Genomic DNA, 25,184 nt, shown 5'->3' with positions numbered 1-25,184 from the left:
CATGCTAGGCACATTCCGTATCGCCCGCATGGGGAGATCCCGGCCCGGAAATCCGGGAATGACGATTTATCAGGTGACAATTGAATATGCGACCACGCGCCTCAGAAAAGCACGTCGCGAGAAGAAGTCGCGGGGGCGGTGCGCATATTCGACTTACGTGTCCGGGGGCGACTCGCGTGCGCGAGGCGGCCGTGGAGAGGGATGGACGCACGCTACGCGCACGACGGGCGACCGGCGAAACCCGGCAGCGACGGGCGGACCGCTCGGCGTAGGCTTCGCTCGGCACGGACTGCGGCGGGGGACGGAGCACATGACGGCTGGGACAGCGCAGCGGTGGGGGTCGACCCTCGATTCGGTCGTGGTGTACGCGCAGGGCGCGGTCTGCCGCCGCCTGGCCCGGGGCAGCGTGCCGCCGGACGGCAGGGTGCGGGTGACGGGGCTGCCCCGCTCGCTTGACCCCGGCTCACTGCGGGTCCGGGCTCTGGGCGTCTCCGGTGTACGCGTCACCGGGGCGCGGGTGGAGGTCGACGCCGCGCCGCTCGGCACGGGCACCGACACCCACTCCGGCACCGACACCCACTCCGGCACCGGCACCGGCACGCCCGACGAGTTGCGGCGCGAGGTCGAGCGCCTGCGCGACGCGTACGCGGCGGCGCAGGCACGCCGGGACCGGCAGCTGGGCCGGATCGAGGAGGTCGGCGCTCTGCACCCGGTTCCTCCGGCCCGTAAGCGTGAGGACCCGCACCGCCGCACCCCGGTCGAGGCGTGGCTGGAGCTCGCCGACTTCGTCGACGACCGGCTGACGGACCTGCACACCCGCCTCGTCGGGCTGGAGGAGACCCTGCGCCGCGTCGGGCACGAACTCGACGTCGCCGCGGACCGGCTCGACCGCGCCTCCACCGACGCACCGTCAGCGCACGTGGACACCACGGTCTCCGCGGTCGTCACCCTCGACGGCGCCGCCACGGCGGAGCCGGGGGCGGAGTGGGAACTGGAGCTGGAGTACGGCGTGCCGGGCGCCGTATGGGTGCCTGCCTACCGGCTCACCCACCGCCAGGGCGACGGCAGCGGTCGTCTGGTGCTGCGCGCCTCGGTCGCCCAGCGCACCGGCGAGGACTGGACCGGTGTACGCGTCGCCCTGGCCACGGCCGACCTGCGGCGCCGCACCGACCTGCCGAGGCTCCGCTCGATCCGGATCGGACGCCGCCAGCCCGCTCCCCCGTCTTCCGGCTGGCGCGAACCCCCGGCGGGGCTCGCCGACCTGTTCGCCGGCTACGACGCGGCCGGCCCCCGCCCCGCCACAACCACCGCACCCGGGGCCATCGCGGGCGGCTCCACGGCCGAGCCCGTTCCGCCGCCGCCCCCGGCGCCGCAGGCGTACGGCGCACCGGGCGCCGCGCAGCCGGTCGGGTCGCGACCCGGCGCCAGGCCGCGTACCGGCGGCAGGTCCTTCGCGGCGCCCGCCGCCGCCATGGCACCCGCGGCTCCGGCAGGCCCTGCGGCTCCCGGCCGGGCCGCGCCGCCACCGCCTCCGGCACCGGTGGCAGGGCCGCCGCAGCCGAGCGGCGCCGAACTCGACTACACCGCCCTCGTCCTGTGCGGCCCCGACGAGGAGGGCGGTCGCAGGGGCCGGCTGTTCACCGACTCGCCCTTCGACCCGGTGGCGGCCGAGTACCGCCGCCGCGCCGAAGCGGTGGCCGCGCTGCCGCTGCCCGGACACGCCGTGCGGCCCCGTGAGTCGGCGGGCTCCTTCGACCACCGCTTCGACGCCGCCGCCCGCGCCGACATTCCGTCGGACGGCACCTGGCACACCATCACCGTCGGCGAGATCCCGGTCGGTCTGCGCACCGAGTACCTCTGCGTGCCGTCCGTGGAGCAGACCGTGTACGCGACGCTGGTGCTCTCCAACGCCACCGACCAGGCTCTGCTGGCCGGTCCGGTGGAGGTCACCGTCGACGACGACTTCCTGCTGACCGCCGCGCTGCCCACACTCGCGCCCGGCGGTGTCCGCCGGGTGGGGCTCGGCCCGGCCGAGGGCATCCGGGTCACCCGCCGTACAAACCTCCACGAGTCCACATCGGGTCTGCGCAACAACACCACCGTGCTCGACCACCGCGTGCGCGTGGAGCTGGCCAACGGGCTCAGGACGCCCGTCACCGTCGAGGTACGCGAGCGCGTCCCGGTCACCTCCGAACCGGACGTACGGATCGAGGAGCGGGGCGACTGGACCGCCCCCGACGTCGGCGCGTGGCCCGAGCGGCACGCCCCGGGCACCCGCGTCTGGAGGGTGGAGCTGCCCCTCGGAGGCACCGCCGCCCTCGACGGCGGCTACGAGATCCGCATCCCGGCCGGCAAGGCCCTGGTCGGCGGCAACCGCAGGAGCTGACACACGCATGTCCACGGCCCCGAAGCCGATCGCCCTTCCCGTCACCGCCGTCACCTGCCTGGAGGACCGCGCCCATGTCGAGCGCGCAGCCGTACTCCCACTGGAGGCCGGGGTCCAGCGGCTGCGCCTCGGGCCGGTCAGCGCGCTGGCCGTCGACCGCACCCTCCACGCCGAGCTGACGGCCGATCACCCGGCGACCGTGCTCGACGTGCGGATCGTCCGGAGCTGGACGCCGCGCGGGCCGCTGCCGCCCACCGATGACGACTCCGCCCTGCGCCGCCTTGAGCACACCCTCGAAGAGGAGCGGCTCGTGCTGGAGCAGCGACGCGATCGGCTGCGCGCCCGCCTCGCCCTGCTGGGCCGCCTCGCCGCCGATCTCCTCCGGGAGATCGGCGAAGGCGCGGGGGCCGGGGAGTCCGAAGGGCCGCGCTGGGCCCGCGAACTGGACCGGGTGGACGACGAGCGCGACACGTACGGCGAGCGACTCCGCACCGTGGAAACCCGGCTCGCCGACCTCGCCGCCGAACTCGGGGAGGCCCGGCGGGCCATGGCTCTCTCGGAGAGCGAGGCCGCCGAACTGGTCGGCCATGTCGAGCTGACCGTGGAGTCCGCGGTCGCCGGGCCGGTCGGACTGCGACTGAGCCACCTCACCCCGTGTGCGCTGTGGCGGCCCGCCTACCGGGCCGTGCTCGACGGGGAATCGCTGACGCTGGAGACCGACGCGATGGTCTGGCAGCGCACGGGCGAGGACTGGTCGGACGTACGGCTGACGCTGTCGACGGCCCGGTCGGCGCTGGCCACCGACCCACCGCGCCTTGCCGAGGACCGGCTGACGCTGGAGGACCGCTCCCCCGCCGAGCGACGCACGGTCGACGTCGAGCTGCGCGAGGAGGAGATCGGGGACCTGGGTCCCGCCCCGGTGCTCGGCCTGCCGGGGGTGGACGACGGCGGCGAGGTACGGGTGCTGCACGCGCCCGCGCCGGTCTCCGTGCCCGGGGACGGCCGCGCCCACCGCGTGCCGCTGTCCGTCTTCACCACGGCGGCGAGCAGCGAGTACGCCTGTTCGCCCGAACTGTCCCCGCTGGTCACCCAGGTGGTGCGGGGCGACAATCTGTCCGGTCACGCGCTGCTCGCCGGGCCGGTGGACCTGATCCGTGGCGGCGGATTCAGCGGCCGCGGCACGCTGGACTTCACGGCCCCCGGCGCCCCCGTCGAGCTCGCCTTCGGCAGCCGCGACGACTATCGGGTGGTCCGGGACGTCGAGGAGTCCCGCGACTCCGCCGGAATCAGCCAGCGGACCGTGGTCACGCGCACGGTCGAGCTGCGGCTGTCCCGGTTCTCCGCCCCCGGGGACCACGGCGAACAGGTGGTCGTCCTCCGGGAGCGGATCCCCGTCTCCGAGGTCGCGGCGGTGGAGGTACGCCTGCGCGAGCACGCCTGCTCCCCGGCGCCCGACGTGGTGGACGCCGAAGGCATCGCCCGCTGGGACGTCACTCTTCCGCCCGGCAGCCACCGCACGGTCACCCTGGTCTACGAGCTGTCGGCGAAAGCGAAGGTCGTCGGGCTCTGACCCGGACCGCGGTCCGGCCCCGACCGGACACGGCTGGACGAGTGAGGCCCGGGGGAATCCTCCTCCCGGGCCTCACGCATACGCCATACGCCATACGGCACCCGACCCGCATTCGGTCGTCGACTTCTCGCGCGGGGCCCTCTGCGTGTTCTCGTAGCGGTGCGGTCGGCGGTGCGCGACCATACGGACGCCGACACCGGCAAGGCGAACGACGTCACGAGCGGCAGCCAGCAGAAGGAAGCACCGAGACAGAAAGAAGGACGGACGTGTCCGGCAGCGAAAGCGAGAACCCGGCAATTCCCTCCCCGACCCCCACGCCGACTCGGCCCAGGACGAATCGGGACTGGTGGCCGAATCAGCTGGATCTTCAGGTTCTCCACCAGCACTCGTCCCGCTCCGATCCGATGGGCGAGGACTTCGACTACGCGAAGGAGTTCGCGACCCTCGACCTCGACGCCCTCAAGCAGGACGTCTTCGAGGTGATGACGGCGTCCCAGGACTGGTGGCCTGCCGACTACGGTCACTACGGGCCGCTCTTCATCCGGATGAGCTGGCACGCCGCGGGAACGTACCGCGTAGCCGACGGCCGCGGCGGTGGCGGCAGCGGGGCGCAGCGCTTCGCCCCTCTCAACAGCTGGCCGGACAACGCGAGCCTCGACAAGGCGCGCCGTCTGCTGTGGCCGGTCAAGCGGAAGTACGGCCGGAAGATCTCCTGGGCCGATCTGCTGGTATTCGCCGGTAACTGCGCCATGGAATCGATGGGGTTCAAGACGTTCGGTTTCGGATTCGGGCGAGAGGACATCTGGGAACCCGAGGAGATCTTCTGGGGGCCCGAGGACACCTGGCTCGGCGATGAGCGCTACAGCGGGGACCGGGAACTCGCGGCTCCTTTCGGTGCCGTGCAGATGGGACTGATCTACGTCAATCCGGAGGGCCCCAACGGCGACCCGGATCCGATGGCCGCCGCCAGGGACATTCGCGAGACGTTCGGGCGTATGGCGATGAACGACGAGGAGACGGTCGCCCTCATCGTCGGCGGCCACACGTTCGGCAAGTGCCATGGTGCGGTCGATCCCGCGTACATCGGACCGGAGCCCGAAGCCGGCCCGATCGAGCAGCAGGGCCTCGGCTGGCGGAACACCCACGGCAGCGGCAAGGGCGCCGACGCGCTCACCAGTGGGCTCGAGGGCGCGTGGACCTCCGAGCCGACGAAGTGGGACAACGGGTACCTGGACAACCTGTTCCGGTACGACTGGGAGCTGACGACGAGCCCCGCCGGGGCGAAGCAGTGGACCCCCACGGATCCGTCGGCCCAGGGCACTGTGCCCGATGCGCACGATCCGTCGAAGCGGCACGCGCCCATGATGCTGACGACGGACCTCGCGCTGAAGGTCGACCCGGTCTACGGGCCGATCGCGAAGGGCTTCCACGAGAACCCGGACAGGCTCGCGGTCGCGTTCGCCAAAGCCTGGTACAAGCTGTTGCACCGCGACATGGGCCCCCTGTCGCGCTATCTCGGACCGTGGATCCCCGAGCCGCAGCTGTGGCAGGACCCCGTCCCCGCTGTCGATCACGAACTCGTCGGGGACGAGGACATCGCCGCCCTCAAGGACAGGATCCTCGGCTCGGGACTGTCCGTCTCCCAGCTGGTCACCACAGCGTGGGCGTCGGCGTCGAGCTTCCGGGGCACCGACCGGCGCGGCGGGGCCAACGGGGCACGGATCCGGCTCGCGCCGCAGAAGGACTGGGAGGTCAACCGCCTGCCCGAGGTGGCCGATACCGTGGAGACCCTCGATCGGATCCGGCGGGACTTCGACGCCTCGCAGACCGGCGGAACGAGGGTCTCGCTCGCCGACCTGATCGTCCTGGGCGGGTGTGCGGCCGTCGAACGGGCCGCGAAGAACGCCGGGTACGACATCACGGTCCCGTTCGCACCGGGGCGGACGGACGCCTCGCAGGAGCAGACCGACGTGGAGTCGTTCGCGGTGCTCGAACCCAAGGCGGACGGCTTCCGCAACTACCTCAGGGCGGGAGAGAAGTTGTCGCCCGAGACCCTCCTGCTGGACCGCGCCAACCTGTTGACGCTGACCGCCCCCGAGATGACGGTGCTGATCGGCGGCATGCGGGCCCTGAACACCGGTTTCCAGGGCTCGGCACACGGTGTGTTCACCCACCGCCCGGAGACGTTGACCAACGACTTCTTCGTCAACCTGCTCGACATGGGCACGGAGTGGAAGGCGTCGACTTCGACCGAGAACGTGTTCGAAGGCCGGGATCGTGCCACGGGCGAGGTGAAGTGGACCGCCACCGCCGTCGACCTCGTCTTCGGTGCGCACTCCCAGCTGCGAGCCGTCTCGGAGGTCTACGCGTCGGAGGACGCGGGAGAGAAGTTCACGCGTGACTTCGTTGCGGCGTGGGACAAGGTGATGAACCTCGATCGGTTCGATCTCCGCTGAGTCGGGTGCCCCGGTCGGCCGTCCACCGGCCGGCCGGGCACGCGATCCGGGTGCCCGAGGCGGTCACGGAGTGCGGAACCCGCGGAAGGTGACGTGCTTCCGGGTCTCGAACCCGAGGCGCTCGTAGAGTGCGATCGCGCCGGTGTTCGCCTCGGCCACGTGCAGGAAGGGACGTTCGTCCCGAGCCAGGACGCGCCTGGCGAGCGCGCTCACCAGGCGGGCGGCGTGGCCTCGCCCGCGTGCCTCGGGAGCGGTGCAGACGGCACTGATCTCGGTCCATCCGGGAGGCCGGAGCCGTTCGCCCACCATCGCCACCAACGTGCCGCGGTCACGGATGCCGAGGTACGTGCCGAGTTCGCGGGTACGCGGCCAGAACGGCCCCGGGCGCGTCCGTTCGACGAGGCCGAGCATCTCGGGAACGTCTTCCGCGCCCAGTTCGACCACGCCGCCGTCGGTCGCACCGCTGTCGGTCGCACCGCTGTCGGGTTCGGCATGAGCGTGTTCGTGCCCACCAGCGGCCCCGCCACCGCCGGGCCAGATCATCTGGCGGCCTTCGAGGACGAAGACCGGCTCCCAGTCCGGCGGCGGGATCGCGGGGCAGCTGAACATGTCGGCGAACTCCCCCCGGCCGAGCAGCCGAGCGAGGTCGGCCCACTCCGCAGGACCGGGGTCGATGGGCACCGCGGAGAAGGTCGCGACTCCGGGCAGGAAGGTGGCCGCCTGGCCCAGTCGGCGGCCGAGGTGTGCGTGGTGACGGCGGAGTGACTCGCCCACCGGGTCGTCGAGTGAGACGGCGTCGCGGTCCACCATCGTGCTGAGCCTCTTCTGTCATACGGGGAGTCCACCGACCGGCGCGACGCCGTCGGACGCTGCGGGTTCCGCCGGGCGAGGCCGGGCGAGGCCGGAGGTTCCGCCGGGCGACGGCGCCCAGTTCGGCGACGTACGTGCGGACGCAGTCTAATCGGGGCGGGTGGCCGGCCCACGGCCCGGGTCGTCGCCTCGCGGGATACACGACCGCGAGCCCGTCTCCGGGAACCACTCCGAGTCAGACCGGAGTGACGGGGCGCGTGGCGGATCCCGCGCGCCGCGCCCTGTCCGGCCCGCCCCCGTGCGCCCCCGAGGCGGGAGACCCGACGGTCCACGAGCCTGCCACCGATTCCCACATGACCGAACATCAAACTCGGACAGAATCCTTGACGACACATCAGTGGCTTCTTACGCTCCACGCCGTGGGAGCGTTCCCACACAGGCCTGAGCGTTCCCACCGATGTCTGAGTGACCCGTCGCCCGCGCGCCGTCCCCCCAGGCCCGCGCGTTCACTCACACCCCACACACCGGAGGTCATCGTGACCGACGCACACCGGCTCCCCCGCGCCACGCCGCGACTTTCCCGAGCGAGAGGCCGGTGGATCGGCGGCCTCACGGCCGTCGCCGCGCTGGCCGCCGCCACGCTCGCCGGGCTGCCGCACACCGCGCATGCCGCGACCGCCCGGCAGGTGGAACGCCTCGACCGGGGACTGACCAGCACCCACACCGGCAGCGGCAACCTCGTGTCGTGGCGGTGGCTGGCCACCGACCCGAACGACGTGGCGTTCCACGTCTACCGCGGCGGCACCCGGCTCACCTCCTCGCCGCTCACCACCTCGACCAACTACTTCGACGCGGGCGCCCCGGCCTCCGCCGACTACACGGTGCGCGCGGTGGTGAACGGCACCGAGCAGCCAGCCTCCGAGCGCGCGCTCCAGTTCCGGTCCGGGTACCTGGACGTGCCGATCTCGCCGCCGGCCGGCGGCACGACCCCGGACGGGGTCGCGTACGGCTACGAGGCCAACGACGCCAGTACCGGCGACCTCGACGGCGACGGCAGGCTCGACCTGGTCCTGAAGTGGCAGCCGACCAACGCCAAGGACAACTCCCAGTCCGGCTACACCGGCAACACGATCGTCGACGGCATACGGCTGGACGGCACCCGCCTGTGGCGCGTCGACCTGGGGCGCAACATCCGCTCCGGGGCGCACTACACGCAGTTCCAGGTGTACGACTACGACGGCGACGGCCGGGCCGAGGTCGCCATGAAGACCGCCGACGGCACCCGGGACGGGACCGGCGCGGTGATCGGCAGCGCGTCCGCCGACCATCGCAACTCCAGCGGATACGTGCTGTCAGGGCCGGAGTTCCTGACCATGTTCAACGGGCAGACCGGCAGGGCGATGCAGTCCGTCGCCTACGTCCCGGCGCGCGGCACCGTCTCCTCCTGGGGCGACTCCTACGGCAACCGCGTCGACCGCTTCCTCGCCGGCACCGCGTACCTGGACGGCGCCCGCCCCTCGCTGATCATGGCCCGCGGCTACTACACCCGTACGGTCATCGCCGCCTGGGACTGGCGGAACGGCGCCTTCACCCGCCGATGGACCTTCGACACCAACTCCTCGACCAACGCGGGCAAGGGGTACGACGGCCAGGGCAACCACAGTCTGGCGATCGCCGACGTCGACAACGACGGCAGGGACGAGATCGTCTACGGCGCGATGACCGTCGACGACAACGGCGCCGGCCTGTGGACGACCAGGCTGGGCCACGGCGACGCGGGCCACGTCGGCGACCTCGACCCGTCCCGACCGGGCCTGGAGTACTTCAAGGTCTCCGAGGACCGCTCGAAGCCCGGATCGTGGATGGCCGACGCGCGCACCGGCCAGATCCTGTGGCAGACGGCATCGGGCGCCGACAACGGCCGGGGTGTCGCCGCCGACGTCTACGCCGGCAGCCCGGGTGCCGAGGCGTGGTCGGCCTCCGACACCACCCTGCGCTCCGCGACCGGCGGCTCCCTGGGCCGGGAGCCGTCCAGCATCAACTTCCTGTCGTGGTGGGACGGCGACACCGTCCGCGAACTCCTCGACGGCACCCGCGTCGACAAGTACGGCACGTCGGGCGACACCCGGCTGCTGACCGGATCCGGCGTCCGTTCCAACAACGGCACCAAGTCCACCCCGGCCCTGTCGGGGGACATCGTCGGCGACTGGCGCGAGGAGGTCGTCTGGCCCACCACCGACAACCGCGCCCTGCGCGTCTACAGCACGCCGCACCAGACCGGCACCCGCATCACCACGCTGCTCCACGACACCCAGTACCGCACCGCCCTCGCCTGGCAGAACACCGCCTACAACCAGCCCCCGCACCCGAGCTTCTTCATCGGCGGCAACATGCCCACCCCGCCCCGCCCCACCGTCTACACCCCCTGAACCACGGCGTCATGAGGCCCGGCCGCCCGGCCGGGCCGCGTGGCTTTCCACCTCCGTGGAACCGGGTGGGAGTGACCCGTCCGGCGCGGGCGTGGGCGTACCGGCCGCTCCAGGAGCGACGTGTGGCGGGGCGGTACGGAGGGCAGCCTTCTGGAGCCGTACTCGGGACCGGCGGGTGAAGCGGAACCTCCGCCGGACCGCGGGGACCGACACGCCACTTCGGCGGGCGTCGGCCGCCGGGGTGCGGCGTGGCGACCCGTACGGCCGCGGCTTCCCCGTGGACACGGCCGGGAGCGCCGCCGGGGAGAGGCGCACCGCGACGGAGAGGTGTGGGCAAGGGCCGTATGAACGACGACGCGCACCGGTGTCGCGGCCGCACGGGGCAGGATTTCGCTCGGCCCGTCGCGTTCTGGGCGGGCGCTTCGGCCTGCACGGCGGGGGCGTTGCTGCACCTCCCGATGTACTGGCATGCCCGGCACATGGGGTACCGGATGGCCGGGATGCCCATGGACGGCGCCATGACGGCGGGCATGGCCCTCGTCGTCGCCGGACTCGCGGCCGTGCTCTACGGCCTGGTGCCGCTGGGCTCCGGGGACGTGCGGCGCAAGGTCGTCTCCGTGCGGGTCGGCGCCATGGACGACGCTCCGCTGCGCCCCGCCCACGTCGGGCTGCTGCTGGTGCTGTCCCTCGCGGTGACCATCGACGTGATGAAGCCGATGACGCTGTCGTTCGTCGCCCCCGGTGTCGCCGCCGAGTACGGCCTCGCCTCGCCGCTCCACCCCGGCGGCGACGTACCGGTGGCATGGCTGCCGCTGTCGGGCATCTCCGGCACGATGACGGGCTCGTTCCTCTGGGGCTGGCTCGGCGACCGCATCGGGCGGCGCGGCTCCATCCTGCTGGCCGGCATGCTCTTCGCCACCACGGCCGTCTGCGGCGCCATGCCCGACTTCACGTGGAACCTCGCGATGTGCTTCCTCATGGGCGTCGCCGCCGGCGGGCTGATCCCCATCACCTTCACCCTGCTCGCCGAGACCGTCCCGCGCCGCCACCGGGGCTGGGCCATGGTCCTCATCGGCGGGAACATCACCGTGGCCTATGTGCTCACCAGCTGGCTGGCCGCCGAACTCGTCCCGCGCTACAGCTGGCGGATCCTCTGGCTCGTCGGGCTGCCGACCGGTGTCCTGCTGATCCTCCTCAACCGCTGGATCCCCGAGTCGCCGCGCTATCTGCTCGCCACGGGCCGCCGGGCCGAGGCCCACGCCGTGCTGGCCCGCTACGGCGCCACGCTGCGGACCGCCACCACCGAGGCGGGCACCGCGACCGGCCCGACGCCGTCACGGCCCGTCGGCCGCTCCGGCTACGCGGGACTCCTCGATCGGCCCTTCCGGGGCGTCACCCTGGCCGTCACCCTCCTGGCCCTCGCCTCGGGCCTCCTCGCCCACGGCTTCCAGATGTGGCTGCCGATGAACCTCGCTCGTACGGGGGTCGGCGGGGTGTCCCCCGACCGCGTACTGCGTGACAGCGCGCTGATCAGTCTGCCCCTCAATGTCGTCACGGCGGCCCTCTACGGGTTCTGGAGCAGCCGCCGCACCATCGTCGCGCTGAGCACGGTCACCACCGCGGCCCTGGTCGCGGTGGCCTCCCTCGGGCAGGACGCCGCCCGGCACGGACTGCTGCACCTGCTGCTCTTCGTCCCGCTGTGGGGCATCAGCGCCACTGCGGCCGTCGTGGCCGCCTACGCCTCCGAGGCCTACCCGACCCCGCTGCGCGCCGGCGGGACGAGTTGGGCCGCCGCCACGAGCAAGGCGGGCGGCGTTCTGATCCTCGCGCTGTCCGTCGCCGCCGTCGCGGTGCCCTCGCTGGCCACCACCGCGCTCCTGGCCGCCGTCCCCCTGTCCCTGGCCGCGATCGTCTTCGTGCGGTACGGGCCGGAGACCCGTGGACGACAGCTCGACGACGTCATCCCCGAACGCGGAGCACGGGGGCGCCACCGGAGTGAGAGCCGCCCTTCCGACTGAGCGCGATATCCACCATCCGAAATCCCCACAATCGCCGGATGGTTATCTTACTTAGATATTAGCCGCCTGAATGAAAAACCCCTGCGCATATTACCGGCGCACAACTCCTGATTCCCTGCATCATCCCCCTACCAGGTGAATAAGGGCAGGAAAGGGGTCCGAATGGCAGAGCCGAGGGCATGTCGAAATTGCACCACCAACAACCGACGCGTACCTTGAGGAGGTTTTTCCTCGTGCCCACAGCCACAGTGCTGCCGTCCCTCGGCGCCGAAGTCCCCTGCAGTTGTTACGCCGCCAACGTACCGCTCAAGATCCGCACCGCTCTCGTGAACGTCGAGTTCAAGGGCGGCATCAAGGTCCGGGTGGAAGCCCACCCGTCCGAGCCGCCCCACAAGGCGGTCGTCCTCAAGGTCATCGGCCACAAGGTCGAGGCCGACCACCCGGAGCTGGGCCGCATCACCATCGAGCAGGACAGCATGGAGGCGACACCGGACAGCCTCCTGAAGATCGTCCAGCACTTCCCACCGAAGCTCAGCGCCACGATGTTCCTGTCGTTCAAGCTGACCATCGAGCGTCCGCCGGGCGGAGAGCAGGGTGCGATGGCGGCTCGCGAGCCGCTGGTCCTGCGCACCAAGGAGCCCGCGAAGCTCCTCAGCCCGGAACTCAGCAAGTTCCCGCCGGACGGGGACTTCTACCGGCTGGAGAACCCGATCCGGCTGGTCCACCCGGACACCGACCAGGTGATCGCCACGATCGACAAGTTCCCCGTGCGCGTCGGCGGCTGAGCCGCCGGCGAACACGCTGACCGGTCAGGGGTGACAGGGAGGGGCGAAGGGTCATGAGCCACGTCGAGACGCGAAGTCTGGCAGTCTCCGCCGGCGTCGTACGCTGCCTGCGGGTCTGCCTCATCCTGACCGCCCGGCTGGCCGTCCTGGCCTCGATCGTCCTGCGCTGCGCACTCCCGCCGGCCAGGAACCGCTTCATTCCCCTGCGCGACACCTGGCTCCTCGCCACGGTGACCGCGCTCGGGCCGGCCTTCATCAAGGCGGCCCAGATCCTCAGCACCCGCGCGGATGTGATCCCCCGTCACATCTCCCGGGTGCTGAGCTCCCTGCACGACCAGGTACGGCCCCGGCCGCTCGGCGCCGACGGCGTCCGGCGGCTCGACGCCGGGCTGCGCCGCTTGCTGCGCGACGAAGGGGACCTGGCGATCCGACCGCCCGTGGCGGCCGGCACCATCGCCTGCGTCTACCGGGCCGAACTGACCGACGGCAGCACCGTCGCCCTCAAGGTCCGCAGACCGGGCATCGTCCCTCTCCTCTCCGCCGACCTCGCCGTCATGCAGGCCGTCGCGCGGCTGGTCGCCGTGGTACCGCCGCTGCGCGGAATCCCCGTCGTCGACGTCGTACGGCAGCTCGCCGACTCCCTGCGCGGACAGCTCGACTTCGAGCGCGAGCGGGAGAACCTCCGTCTCCTGAGGGAGAACCTGGACGACGAACCCGGCGTACGCGTACCCGCTGTGTACGAAGAGCTCTGCGGGCCGGACGTGCTCGTCATGGAGTACCTCGACGACCTGCACCGGCCGAGGCCCCTCGCGCAGGACGGCGCGCAGGCCGCCGTCACCGCCCTGCGCGCCGCCTACCACATGCTGTTCCTCGACGGCCTCGTCCACTGCGACCTCCACCCCGGCAACCTGGTCTGCGGGCCCGGCCGCGCCGTGACCATCGTGGACGCCGGTTTCACCGTACGGCTCACCCCCCACGCCAGGGAGAAGTTCACCGACTTCTTCGACGCCATGAGCCGAGGAGACGGGCAGACCTGCGCCGACATCGTGCTCTCCACCGCACGCCCCGGCCCACGGACCGACACCGCCGCCTTCCGCCGCGCCCTGGCCTCGCTCGTCGACGCCCACAGCGGCGCCACGGCCGCCGAGTTCGACCTCAAGGCGTTCGCCACGAGCCTCTTCGCCCTGCAGCGCCACCACGGCCTGTACGCCGACCCGCAGTTCGTCTTCCCGATCCTGTCGCTCCTCGTCCTGGAGGGCACCGTACGGGAGCTCGGCCCTCACCTCGACTTCCAGGCAGTCGCCAAGCCCTACCTGATCATCGCCCTCATGGAGCGCGCCATCGCCAACGCCGCACGGAAACAACAGGAGTCCAGCTGACATGTCCTCCTCTCCACCCGGCCCCACCGCCCGGCCCACGGCCGGCCGCACGACCGCGCGCTCCACCCCCGGGCCGCCGGCACCCGCCGTGGTCCCCCGGCCGCTGCGGCCCCTTCTGATCCCCCTGCTGCACCAGGACGCGGCACAAGTCGACCTCGGCGTACGGCGGTTCCGGCTGCGGCCGGGCCCCGCACGCGGCGTTCTCCAGCAGGCCGGCGGAGCCTTCCTCACCGGATTCCACGCCGCGCTCCACGTCCGCACGTTGGCCGACCTGGCCGCCGAGGTGGACCGGCTTCCCGCGCGACGGCGCGGATTCGCCTACGAGGGCGCGGCCATGGCCTGCGGTGTCCTGGACCTCCTCACCGGCGCGCGCGGCCGCCGCTGCGCCGCGCTGCTCCTCGGCCCGGCATCCCGCCACCCCCACCTCGTCCACGTCGGCGTGGGCTGGGCGTACGCCCGGCTCGGACTGCGGCCCCGGCACGGCAGCCCCGGGGCCGCCCCGCCCGAACGCTGGCTCGCCTGGGACGGATACGGCTTCCACCAGGCGTTCTTCACACCCGACCGGGTGATCGGGCGGCAGCGGGTCGAGCGCGGCCTGACCGCCGACCAGCGGGCCATCCGCGACCAGGGCGTCGGCCGTGCCCTCTGGTTCCACGAGTGCGCCGACCCCGACGGCGTCGCCCTGCGCATCGCCGAGTTCGCCCCGTCCCGGCGCGGCGACCTGTGGAGCGGGGCCGGCCTCGCCGCCACCTACGCGGGCGGCGCCACCCCCGAGGAACTGCGCCGACTGACCGAAGCCGCCCGCGAACACCGTGCCGACCTCGCCCAGGGCTGCGCCTTCGCCTGCAAGGCCCACCACGTCTCCGGCACCGTGCCCGACCACACCGCCGAGGCGGCACGGGTCATGACCGGCGGCACCGTCGAGGAGGCCGCCGCCTGGACCGACCTGGCCCGCGCCACGCTGGGCCCCGCGCCCGCCGGCACCGGTGACTACCAGCGCTGGCGCGCCGCCATCCGTGACCAGTACCTCCGCAGCCGCCGAGGGGACACATGCCCGTGACGACCGCGCCCGCCCCTTCCGCTCCCGGTACCCGCCGCGCAGCCGCCGTACGCCTCGTGCGTCGCAACCTCGCGAGGATCGCCGCGCTGCTCGCCTGCCTGCTGATGTGGCAGCTGGCCGAGCCGCCGGAGGCGACGCCCTCGATGCGCGCCCGCCTGGCCGAGCCGTTCTCCTTCTCCGCCCACCCCGTCTCGCCCGCCGCCCGCCCCACCGACCGGTCACTGCGCCCGGTCGCGCCCGCCTACCGGTCCATCCCGGCCTGGATCTCCTCCGTGGGCGCCGGCGCGGCCCTGTTCGCCGTGGACGGCGGCAGCGTCTCGCACGACATCTGCCTCGTCGACCCGCGCACCGACACCGTCACCGTCAGCCCCGCCCCCGGTACGGGACGCCGGTACGCCCCCTTCACGCTCGAGTCACCGGAGAAGGTCGCGTACGCCGCGCCCATGGGGTGCCTTCCGGCGGACCTCGACGAAGACGGCCTGCAGGACGTGGTCGTCTACTACTGGGGCCGCTCCCCCGTGCTGTTCCTCCGGCTGGCCGACAGGCCCCCCGGTACCGACGCCTTCGTCGCCCGGGAGCTGGTCCGCCCCCGCGCCGTGTGGAACACCAACGCCGCCACCATGGGGGACTACGACGGGGACGGCCACCTCGACCTGGTCTTCGGCAACTACTTCCCCGACGGGGCCCGCGTCCTGGATCCCACGGCCCACCAGCCGGACCGCCTCGTGATGAACGCCTCCCTGTCCAACGCCCGCAACGGGGGCGTCAACCGGCTGCTGCGGTTCACCGGCGCCGTGCGCGGAGCCGCCCCCGACGTGCGTTTCACGGAGGTGCCCGGCGCCTTCGACCCGGACGCGGCGCGCGGCTGGACCCTCGCCCTCGGTACGTACGACCTGGACGGCGACCACCGCCCCGAGCTCTACGTGGCCAACGACTTCGGCCCGGACCAGCTGCTGGTCAACGAGTCAGGCCCCGGCCGCGTCCGCTTCCGGGAGGCGTTCGGAGAACGCCACCCCACCACCCCCAAGTCCAAGGTGCTCGGCCGCGACTCCTTCAAGGGCATGGGCGTCGCCTTCACCCACCTCGGCGAGGACCGGGTTCCCGACATCCTCGTCAGCAACATCGGCGAGGCGTACGCCCTGCACGAGAGCAATCTGGCCTTCAGCGCCGACGGCAGTGCGCGGTCCGCGGCACGCGCCCTGCACGAAGGCACCGCCCCCCACGACGACGAGAGCGAAGCGCTGGGCCTGTCCCGCACCGGCTGGACCTGGGACGTCAAGGCCGCCGACTTCGACCATGACGGCGGTCCCGAGATCATGCACGCCACCGGCTTCGTGGCGGGGCACACCGACCGATGGGCGCAGCTGCAGGAGACGGCCATGTCCAACGACGTCATCCTCGACAAGCCGGGGCTGTGGCCGCGCTTCCCCGCCGGCACCGAACTGTCCGGGCACAACGGCAACACCTTCTTCGTCCGCGGCGCGGACGGCCGCTTCACCGACGTGGCCAGGGAGGCCGGGGTCGGCACGGACGCGGTCAGCCGGGCCTTCGCGGTCGGCGACGTGGACTCCGACGGCCGACTGGACTTCGTCGTCGCGAACCAGTGGGCCCCCTCGGTGATGTACCGCAACACCGGCCCACGGCCGGGCGCCTTCCTGGGGCTGCGGCTGAGGCTCCCGGCGAGCGGCCCGGCCTGCGGGGCCTCCCCCTCCCCGGACGGGCCCACCCGCCCGGCCGTCGGCGCCACCGCCACCCTGACGCTGCCCGACGGCCGGGTCCGTACCGAACAGGTCTTCCCCGCCAACGGCCACAACGGGGTCAACGCCCCCGACATCACCTTCGGGCTCGGCGACGCGGCCGGGCGTCCATCCGCCGCGCTGCCGGTGCGGCTGACCTGGCGCGACGGCTGCGGCGGCATCCACTCCCGTACGACGGAACTCCGGCCCGGCTGGCACGAGCTGGTCCTCACCGAGGCGGCACCGACCGAGGAGACACGATGACCGCGTCCGCACTCCGCCACCCCGGCCGCCTGCTCGGCGGCCCGGACGACCCGCGCTCCGCCGCACTGCGCCGGTTCTCACTCTCCATCAGCGTCCTGACGGTGGTCGGACATACCGTGCTGGGATTCGAGCAGGCGTACCTCACGCCGGTCGTCGCCGTGGTCGCGGCCCTGCTCACCGAGGCCGTTCTCGGGACCGTGGACGCCCTCGCCCGCGGTGAGCGGCCCTGGTACGCGGCCGGGTCCACGGGTGCGGTGGTGGACCTGCTGCTGCCGGCCTACATCACCGGGCTGGCGTGCGCGATGCTGCTGTACGCCAACGACCGCCTCATGCCGACCGTGCTGGCCACGGTGGCCGGCGTGGCCAGCAAGTACATCGTGCGGGTGCGCGTCGCTGGCCGCCACCGGCATGTGCTCAACCCCAGCAACACCGGCATCGTCCTGGTACTGCTGCTCTTCCCCTGGGTGGGCATCGCCCCGCCGTACCAGTTCACCGAGTGGACCGCCGGGGCGGTGGACTGGCTGATCCCGCTCGCGGTGCTGGCGGCCGGGACGATGCTCAACGCCAAACTCACCGGCAAGATGCCGCTGATCGCGGCGTGGTGCGGCGGGTTCGTGGCGCAGGCGCTGGTCCGGTGGGCCTTCCTGGACGACATCTCGCTCGTCAGCGCGCTGCTGCCGATGACGGGCGTGGCGTTCGTGCTGTTCACCAACTACATGATCACCGACCCGGGCACCACTCCCGTGCGCCCCCGCGACCAGGTCGTCTTCGGGGCGGCCACCGCCGCCGTGTACGGACTGCTCGTCCATTTCCACATCGTCTTCGGGCTGTTCTTCGCGCTGGTGATCACCTGTGTGCTGCGGGGCGCCTTCCTGGTGGCCGCCGAGCGGCTGCCGGCGCTCCGCACGAAGCCCCGGGAGGCCGGTGCGGGCCGGGGGGCCGACGTCCAGGACACGTCGGACTCCCCCGGGACGGAGGACGGGGCGGCCGCCGTGCCGGGGTCCTCCGCGTCCGTACCCGCGCAGCAGAGTGCCCCTCTCCAGCCGGAGTCACGATGAGCGGACACGTGACGCCCGGACCCGACCGCGGGCCCGCCCCCTCCATCGCCGTGGTCGGCATGGCGTGCCGCTACCCGGACGCCGACCGGCCCGACCGGCTGTGGGACGCGGTCCTGGACCAGCGCAGGGCCTTCCGGCTCCTCCCGGCGGAACGGATGGACCCGGTCGACTACTACGACCCCGACCCGGCCGCACCCGACAAGACGTACAGCCTCTACGCCGCCGTGCTGGAAGGCTGGTCCTTCGACCGGTCGGCGTTCCGCGTCCCCGGGCCCGTGTTCCGTGCCGGGGACCCCGCGCACTGGCTCGCCCTGGAGACCGCCGCCCGCGCGCTGGACGACGCCGGCTTCCCCGGCGGCGCCGGCCTGGCCCGCGACCGCGTCGCCGTGGTTCTCGGCAACAGCCTCACCGGCGACGCCACCCGGGCCGGAACGCTGCGGCTGCGCTGGCCGTACGTGCGCCGCGTCCTCGCGGCCGCCCTGGCGGACGCGGACCTCCCCGGCGATGTACGGGAGCAGGTGCTCCGCCGGGCCGCCGACGACTACCTGGCGCCCTTCCCGCCGACGAGCGAGGAGTCGCTCGCCGGAGCCCTGTCCAACACCATCGCCGGACGGATCTGCAACCACTTCGACTTCCACGGCGGGGGGTACACCGTCGACGGAGCCTGCGCCTCGTCGCTCCTCGCCGTCATCGACCTGTGCCGATCCCTGCGCGACCACAGCGTCGACTTCGGCCTCGCGGGCGGCGTGGACCTGAGCCTGGACCCGTTCGAGCTGGTCGGCTTCGCGAAGACCGGCGCGCTCGCCACCGACAGGATGCGCGTCTACGACGAGCGCTCCGCCGGTTTCTGGCCCGGAGAGGGCTGCGGCGTGCTCGCGCTGATGCGGGCGGCCGACGCACGGGCGGCCGGACTGCGGGTGTACGCCGAGATCCGCGGCTGGGGCGTCTCGTCCGACGGCGCCGGCGGCATCACCCGCCCAGCCCGCGACGGTCAGTTGAGCGCCCTGCGCCGCGCCTACGAACTGGCCGGGACGGACCCCGCCGACGTGCTGTTCCACGAGGGTCACGGCACCGGCACCCGGGTCGGCGACGAGGTCGAGCTGAGCGCGCTGGCGGTCCTCCGCGCGGGCGCCCGCCGTCGCGCCGCGCTCGGGACCGTGAAGGCGAACATCGGCCACACGAAGGCCGCGGCCGGTGCCGCCGGCATCATCAAGGCGGCGTTGAGCCTCCACACGGCGGTCGTGCCGCCCACCACGGGCTGCTCGTCCCCGCATCCCCTGCTGCGGTCCGGTGAAGCCCGGCTGCGCGTACCCCGCAGGCCCGAACACTGGCCGCAGGGCCACCGGTTGGCGAGCGTCAGCTCCATGGGCTTCGGCGGTATCAACGCCCACGTCGTCCTGTCCGCCGCCGACGCCTCCGCGACCGGCTCGCGGGCGCCCCGCCGGGCGACCGGCGTGACGGCACGCCGCCCCGCTCCCGAGCACGCCGTCGTCACCGCGGCGGCGGCGGACGCGGGGGAACTGCGCGCCCGCTTCGAGGAGATCGCCGCCCAGGCCCGCCGGCTGTCGTTCGGCGAGATCCACGACCTGGCGGCCCGGCAGGCGCACCGGACGGCGGCCACCGCGCCGATGCGCGCCGCCGTGGTCGCCGCCACCCCCGACGAACTCGCCCGCAGGGCCGCGACGGCAGCCCGACGCCTCGGCACCGCCCTGGCGCCGGGCGACCTGGTCCGCCTGCCGGGCGTCTGGCTGGGCCACGGCGGACGGGGCCGCGTCACGCTCCTCTTCCCCGGCCAGGGCGCGCCGGCTACGAGCGGCACGGCCGACCGGTCCACCGACGCCGCCCAGCCGGCCGTCCACCGCGCCTCTCTGCGGGGCATGCGCGCGCTGGAGGCGCTCGGTGTCACGGCGACGGCCGCCGTCGGGCACAGCCTGGGCGAGATCACCGCACTCGTGTGGTCGGGCGCGCTCTCCGTACGGGACAGCGTCCGCCTGGTACGCACCCGGGGCCGGCTGATGGCCGCGCTCGGCGAGCCCGGCACCGGCATGCTCGCCCTCCGCGCGGCTCCCTCGGCCGCCCGTGCCCTGTGTGACGGGACCGGGCTGGTCGTCGCCGCGTACAACGGCCCCCGTTCCGTCGTGCTCGCCGGACCCCTGGCGGAGCTGCGCCGGGTGGCGGACCGGGCAGAGCGGCAGGGCGTCGCCCGTTCGCCGCTGCCGGTGTCGCACGCCTTCCACTCGCCCGCCGTCCGGCCCTGTGTGGCGCCGCTGCGCCAGGAGTTGGAGGGCCTGGGCTTCGACCACCCGGTCCGCCGTGTGGAGTCGACCGTCCGCGCCAGGCGGCTCAGGGCGGACGACGACCTGACGAGCCTGCTGTGCGACCAGGTCACGCGGCCCGTACGTTTCTGGGAGGCGATCGAGCGCGTCCTGCCGGACACGGACCTGTTCTGTGCCTGCGGTCCCGGTCAGGGGCTCGCCTCGCTCCTCGCCGACCAGGGCTGCGGTGTCCCCGTGGTCACGCTCGGGACGGGAGACCCGGAGAGCGCGGCCACGGCCGACGCCACGGCGGCGCTGTTCGCGGCGGGCGCCTGCGCGGAACCGGGCGCGCTCACGGCCGGCCGCACGGCACGCCCCGTCGAGCTGGCCAGGCCGCGTGTGTTCCTGGCGAGCCCCTGCGCGTCGCCGTCCGCCGCCCGGGGCGGGGACGCGAGCGACACCGCGCCCTTCCCGCCCCCGGGTGTCGCGTCACCGGGTGTCGGGGCCCAAGGTGTCGCGTCACCGGGTGTCGGCGCTCCGGGCGTCGCACCGCCGGGTGTCGGGTCACCGGGTGTCGGGCCACCGGGCGTCAGGGCTCCGGGCGTCGCGTCGCCGGATGTGGCGCACCGGAGTGTCGCGTCGCCGGGCGTCGGGTCCTTGGGTGTGACGTCCCCGGGTGTCGCGTCACCCGATGTGGCCTACCCGGATGTCCCGCCCCCGGGCGTGGTGTCCCCGGCCGGTGGCCGCAGCTCCCTCGCACCGGCTGCGGCACGCCCGGCCGCGGTGGCCGGCCCGCGGCCACGACGAGCGGTGCCGCCGCCGTCGGCCGGGGATCCCGTTCTCGCCGGGCCGACGGCGCGAGGCACGTTCGTCGCGGACGTCCCGGGCGGGCTCGCCGGAATCCCGCCGTCGAATCCGCCCGTGCCCGTGGAGGGCATCACCGACCCGGTACAGGACGCCGGTGTCGCGCAGGACACCGCTCCCGCCCAGGACACCGTCACCGCCGTACGCCTGCTGCTGGCTCGGGCGACGGAGCTGGAACCGGAACTCATCGGGCCGGAGACGCGGCTGCTGACCGACCTGCACCTCACCTCCCTGACGGTCACCCAGCTCGCCGCCACGGCAGCTCAGCGGCTGGGCCGCACGCCCCCGGCCGCGCCGCTGTCGCTGGCGGACGCCCGGGTGAGCGACCTCGTCGAGGTCCTCGACGCCCTGCCGCCCCTCGTGGACACCCGCGCGCCGGACTCCGCCGTCCCCGGTGTGGACGCGTGGGTGGCCTGCTTCACGGAGCGGCTGCGACCGGTCCACGACGAACCGCCGAGGGCGGCCGGGACCGGATGGCGCACCACCGCCCTCGGCGACGGCCCGCTCGGCAAGGCCGCACGGGGCGTGTTCACCGCCGGCGCGAGCACCGGCACCGAGCTGATCTACGTGCCGCCCGCCGGGGGCCGGCCGCCCGTGGGCCGTCTGCTGGCCGCCGCCCGTACAGCGGTGAGCACCGGGCGGCTCGTGATCGTCGCCCACGACACCGCTCTCACGGGGTTCGCCTGCACCCTGCGCCAGGAGCACCCACGCCTCGGGGTCACCCTGCTGCGCGTCCCGCCCACCGAGGCGGGCCTGCGCCACGCCGTCCCCTGGGCCTCCGCCGAGCCCGGCCGCTATCGGGAACTCGTCCTGGACGAAGAGGGCGCACCGCGCGTTCCGGTCCCGTGGGCGACACCGCTCCCGGAGGTGGGGCACGCCGGGCCCCTGCCCCTGGGCCCCGACGACGTCCTCCTCGTCAGCGGCGGCGGCAAGGGCATCGGCCACACCTGCGCCAAGCGGGTGGCCCTGGCGTGCGGCACCCGCCTGGCCCTGATCGGCCGTTCCCGCCCCGAACACGACGCAACTCTGCGTACGGCGCTGGGAGCCCTCACCGAGGCCGGGGTGACCTTCGCCTACGAGGCGGCGGACATCACCGACGCCGCCTCCGTCGCCGCGGCGGTGGAACGGCTCACCGGTCGGCTCGGCACCGTCACCGCCGTCCTGCACGCCGCCGGGATCAACGACCCCGTCCGGTTCGCCGACCTGGACGAGCGGCGCACCGAGGCGCACCTCGCCCCCAAGGTCGCGGGTCTTCGCCACCTCCTGGCGGCGCTGCCCACCGACCGGCTGCGCCTGCTCGTCGGTTTCGGCTCCGTCATCGGCCGCCACGGCCTGCCCGGGGAGGCCCACTACGCCCTGGCCAACGGTCTGCTGCGCGGCGAGATCGAGCGGCTGGCGGGTGAACTGCCCGACAGCTGCCGGGTCCTCAACCTGGACTGGTCGGTGTGGACGGGTACCGGCATGGGTGTACGGCTCGGGGTGCTGGACACGCTCGTGCGGCAGGACGTCACGCCCATCCCCCCGGACACCGGAACCGACCTGTTCCTGCGCCTCATCGCCACACCGGCGCCGTCCGGGCCCGTCACGGTCGCCGTGCACGGCCGGCTCGGCCCGGGCCTGCCCGTACCGGCCCCTCCGGGCCCGCCGCGGCGGTTCCTGGAGGACGTCCGCGTGCACTATCCGGCCGTCGAGCTGGTGGCCGACGCCCGCCTCGACCCGCGCGGCATGGACGCGTACCTGACGGGGCACCGGCTGGACGGCATGGTGTGGCTACCCGGCGTCCTCGGGCTTGAGGCCATGGCCCAGGCGGCCTCGGCGGTGGCCGGCGGCCGTCCCCTGTACGAGGCCCGGGACATCGTCTGGGCGCATCCCGTGACCGTCCCGGAGGAGGGGACGCGCACCATACGGGTGTGCGCGCTGCGGCGGGGCGACGCCGTCGAAACCGTCCTGCGCAGCGAGGAGGACGACTTCTGCGTGGACCACTTCCGAGCGACGTTTCCCCTGGCCGGAGCGTCTCTGAACGGTCATCGCCGACTTCCCGCGCTTCCTCCGGCGGCGGACGCCCTGAGCCCGGAGGAGGTGTACGGGCCGCTCTGCTTCCACACGGACCGGTTCCGCCGGGTGCGGTCCCTGTCCGCTCTCTCCGCCCGCGCCTGCCAGGCCACTCTGGAGAGCGCGGGGCCGCAGCCGTGGTTCCCGGCGCCGTACGCCGCGCCGCTGCTCGGCGACCCCACGTCCAACGACGCCACGCTCCACGCGCTCCAGGCGTGTGTGCCGCACCGCAGGCTGCTGCCGGTCGCCGCCGAGTCCGTGTCGATCCGGCCGGACGGGGGGCCGGTGGAGCGCGTCAGCGGCGTCGAGCGCTCCGCGCGGGGCAGCGACTACGTGTGGAGTGCCGACGGCTTGGACGCCTCGGGCCGCGCCGTGTCGCGGTGGCGCGGACTGCGGTTGCGCGATGTCGGCCCGCTGCCCCGGGGGGACCGGTCGTGGCCGCCCGCGCTGCTCGCCGTGCTCGTGGAGCGGGCGGCCGAGGCTCTCGGCCTCGGCCGGCAGATGGCCGTGACCGTCCATGCGGCTGAAGGCCCCGCGTCGTCCCGTCCGCCCGGGCCCGGTGTGTCCCGCAGCCACCTGGACGGCCGGCTGGTGCTCCAGGTCGTCATGGAGGGGGGCCGGGTGGCGTGCGACTGGGAGCCCGTGCCCGCCCACCCGGACGGGGAACGGTGGCGCGGCGTCCTCGCTCCCGAACTGCTGGCCCTGGCGGAGACGCTCGGCCACCAGTGCGGGGAGCGGTTCGGCGTGGCGGCGACCAGGGTGTGGACGGCCGTGGAGTGCCTCGCCAAGGTGGGGCAGCCACCCCGTGCGCCACTCGCCCTGGGCGGCGTCTTCGACGGGAGCTGGGCCCTCCTGCACTCCGGTGACGCCCGGATCGCCTCCGCGGTGCTGCGGGTGAGCGGAGTGGAACGGCAGGTGGCGGTGGCGGTGCTGAGCACGCCGGAGGGGCGGACCCCATGACGACGACCACGACGACCACGACGACCACCACGACCGCCGCGACGCCGATCCCGACGTACGCCTACGAGCACCTGGTCACCCTGGAGGAGACCAACCTCGTCGGGAACGTCTACTTCACCAACTACCTGCGGTGGCAGGGTCACTGCCGGGAACGGTTCCTCACGGAACGGGCGCCCGGCGTGCTCCGGGCACTCCGCGGGGATCTGGCACTGGTGACGGTGTCGTGCCACTGCGACTACTTCAGTGAGCTGTACGCCATGGACAGGGTCACCCTGCGGATGTCCCTGCACACCGCCGACGAGCACCGCATCGGCATGGGCTTCGACTACTACCGCACCAGCGGGTCCATGCCCCAGCTCGTGGCCAGAGGCGGCCAGACCGTGGCCTGCATGCGCCGTACCGGGGACAGGATGGTTCCGGTGCCCGTACCGGACGAGCTGCGGGCGGCGCTCGCTCCGTACGACGGCGGCCGGAGCCGCACATGACGACCGATGCCGAGGCCGGCGCGGGTGCCGGCGCGGGTGCCGGTGCCGGTGCCGAAGCCTTCCGCGCCGCGATGGCCCATATGCCGGCCCCGGTGACCGTGATCACCGTCCTCGCCGGCGGGCAGGGGCCGACGGGCTGCACGGCGAGCGCCGTCCTGTCGCTGTCCGTGCGCCCGCCCGCCCTGCTCGTCTCGCTCACGGCCTCCGGGCGTACCGTCCGGGCCGTCCGACACGCCGGTGCCTTCGCCGTCAACCTGTTGAGCTGGGAACAGCGCCATCTGGCGCGCCGGTTCGCCGAGGAGCCACCGGGCCGCCGCTTCGACGGGGTGCCGTGGGCGACCGAACGAGGCCAGCCGGTGCTGCTCGGTGCGGCTGTCAGCGTCGTCTGCGCCGTCGAGAGCTGGCACGACGTGTGGGATCACACGGTGCTGGTGGGCCGGGTGCTGCACAGCGCCCACCGAGCCGACAGCACTCCGGTCGTCTATCACCGACGGACGTGCGCGCCGGCAGTCCTGTGGCAGACCGCCGCGCCGCCGCCTGTGGACGGCCGTACGGCTCCCGTGCCGGGAGCGACGCGCACGTCGTCCTGAGACGGCGGCACGGCCTCGGCCCGCGCC

The 25,184-nt window shown here is 73.6% G+C and carries 14 protein-coding genes; 13 read left to right on the top strand and 1 reads right to left on the bottom strand.

Features of this window, described 5'->3' with window-relative positions:
* Positions 1-310: 310 nt before the first annotated feature.
* The 3 genes from ACGF5U_RS15715 to katG all read left to right on the top strand — a co-directional run bounded on the left by ACGF5U_RS15715 (position 311) and on the right by katG (position 6,412).
* Positions 311-2,386, top strand: a complete 2,076-nt coding sequence (locus tag ACGF5U_RS15715; RefSeq protein ID WP_392714577.1) for a DUF4139 domain-containing protein — start codon at positions 311-313, stop codon at positions 2,384-2,386.
* A gap of 7 nt (positions 2,387-2,393) precedes the next feature.
* Positions 2,394-3,956, top strand: coding sequence for a DUF4139 domain-containing protein (locus ACGF5U_RS15710; RefSeq protein ID WP_392714576.1), 1,563 nt, complete (start codon positions 2,394-2,396; stop codon positions 3,954-3,956).
* Between the two features lie 266 nt (positions 3,957-4,222).
* Positions 4,223-6,412, top strand: a complete 2,190-nt coding sequence (gene katG, locus ACGF5U_RS15705; protein ID WP_392714575.1) for a catalase/peroxidase HPI — start codon at positions 4,223-4,225, stop codon at positions 6,410-6,412.
* A gap of 63 nt (positions 6,413-6,475) precedes the next feature.
* Here katG and ACGF5U_RS15700 read toward each other — a convergent pair whose 3' ends face one another.
* Positions 6,476-7,222 (bottom strand): GNAT family N-acetyltransferase, encoded by a 747-nt coding sequence (locus ACGF5U_RS15700; protein ID WP_392714574.1) that lies wholly within the window; start codon positions 7,220-7,222, stop codon positions 6,476-6,478.
* Positions 7,223-7,758: 536 nt separating this feature from the next.
* On the opposite strand from ACGF5U_RS15700, the gene ACGF5U_RS15695 reads away from it, so the two are divergent.
* The 10 genes from ACGF5U_RS15695 to ACGF5U_RS15650 all read left to right on the top strand — a co-directional run bounded on the left by ACGF5U_RS15695 (position 7,759) and on the right by ACGF5U_RS15650 (position 25,157).
* The gene (locus ACGF5U_RS15695; RefSeq protein ID WP_392714573.1) at positions 7,759-9,651 is read left to right on the top strand and encodes a rhamnogalacturonan lyase; all 1,893 of its coding nucleotides are present in this window, start codon (positions 7,759-7,761) and stop codon (positions 9,649-9,651) included.
* 491 nt (positions 9,652-10,142) lie between these two features.
* Complete coding sequence (locus ACGF5U_RS15690; protein ID WP_392714572.1) at positions 10,143-11,669, top strand: MFS transporter; 1,527 nt, start codon at positions 10,143-10,145, stop codon at positions 11,667-11,669.
* 233 nt (positions 11,670-11,902) lie between these two features.
* Entirely contained in the window at positions 11,903-12,454 is a 552-nt protein-coding gene (locus ACGF5U_RS15685) for a hypothetical protein (protein WP_392714571.1), read from the top strand.
* Positions 12,455-12,507: 53 nt separating this feature from the next.
* Complete coding sequence (locus tag ACGF5U_RS15680) at positions 12,508-13,833, top strand: ABC1 kinase family protein (protein WP_392714570.1); 1,326 nt, start codon at positions 12,508-12,510, stop codon at positions 13,831-13,833.
* 1 nt (position 13,834) lies between these two features.
* Positions 13,835-14,893: a DUF1702 family protein gene (locus tag ACGF5U_RS15675; protein WP_392714569.1), complete on the top strand. Its 1,059-nt coding sequence runs from the start codon at positions 13,835-13,837 to the stop codon at positions 14,891-14,893.
* Positions 14,894-14,949: 56 nt separating this feature from the next.
* The gene (locus ACGF5U_RS15670; RefSeq protein WP_392714568.1) at positions 14,950-16,893 is read left to right on the top strand and encodes a CRTAC1 family protein; all 1,944 of its coding nucleotides are present in this window, start codon (positions 14,950-14,952) and stop codon (positions 16,891-16,893) included.
* A complete protein-coding gene (locus ACGF5U_RS15665; RefSeq protein WP_392714567.1) occupies positions 16,890-17,951 on the top strand; it encodes an enediyne biosynthesis protein UnbU in 1,062 nt (353 codons plus the stop codon). Before ACGF5U_RS15670 ends, ACGF5U_RS15665 begins: the two co-directional genes overlap by 4 nt.
* Positions 17,948-24,082, top strand: a complete 6,135-nt coding sequence (locus ACGF5U_RS15660) for an SDR family NAD(P)-dependent oxidoreductase (protein WP_392714566.1) — start codon at positions 17,948-17,950, stop codon at positions 24,080-24,082. The genes ACGF5U_RS15665 and ACGF5U_RS15660 overlap by 4 nt, the downstream gene beginning before the upstream one ends.
* Positions 24,079-24,567, top strand: coding sequence for an acyl-CoA thioesterase (locus ACGF5U_RS15655; RefSeq protein ID WP_392714565.1), 489 nt, complete (start codon positions 24,079-24,081; stop codon positions 24,565-24,567). Before ACGF5U_RS15660 ends, ACGF5U_RS15655 begins: the two co-directional genes overlap by 4 nt.
* On the top strand, positions 24,564-25,157 hold the full coding sequence (locus ACGF5U_RS15650; RefSeq protein ID WP_392714564.1) for a flavin reductase family protein: 594 nt from the start codon (positions 24,564-24,566) through the stop codon (positions 25,155-25,157). Before ACGF5U_RS15655 ends, ACGF5U_RS15650 begins: the two co-directional genes overlap by 4 nt.
* The last annotated feature ends 27 nt before the right edge of the window (positions 25,158-25,184 follow it).

The organism is Streptomyces sp. NPDC047886, from assembly GCF_043204435.1.
Lineage (GTDB): Bacteria > Actinomycetota > Actinomycetes > Streptomycetales > Streptomycetaceae > Streptomyces.
The sequence above is the reverse complement of the archived record's forward strand: the minus strand, read 5'-3'. Positions and strand labels throughout refer to the sequence as shown.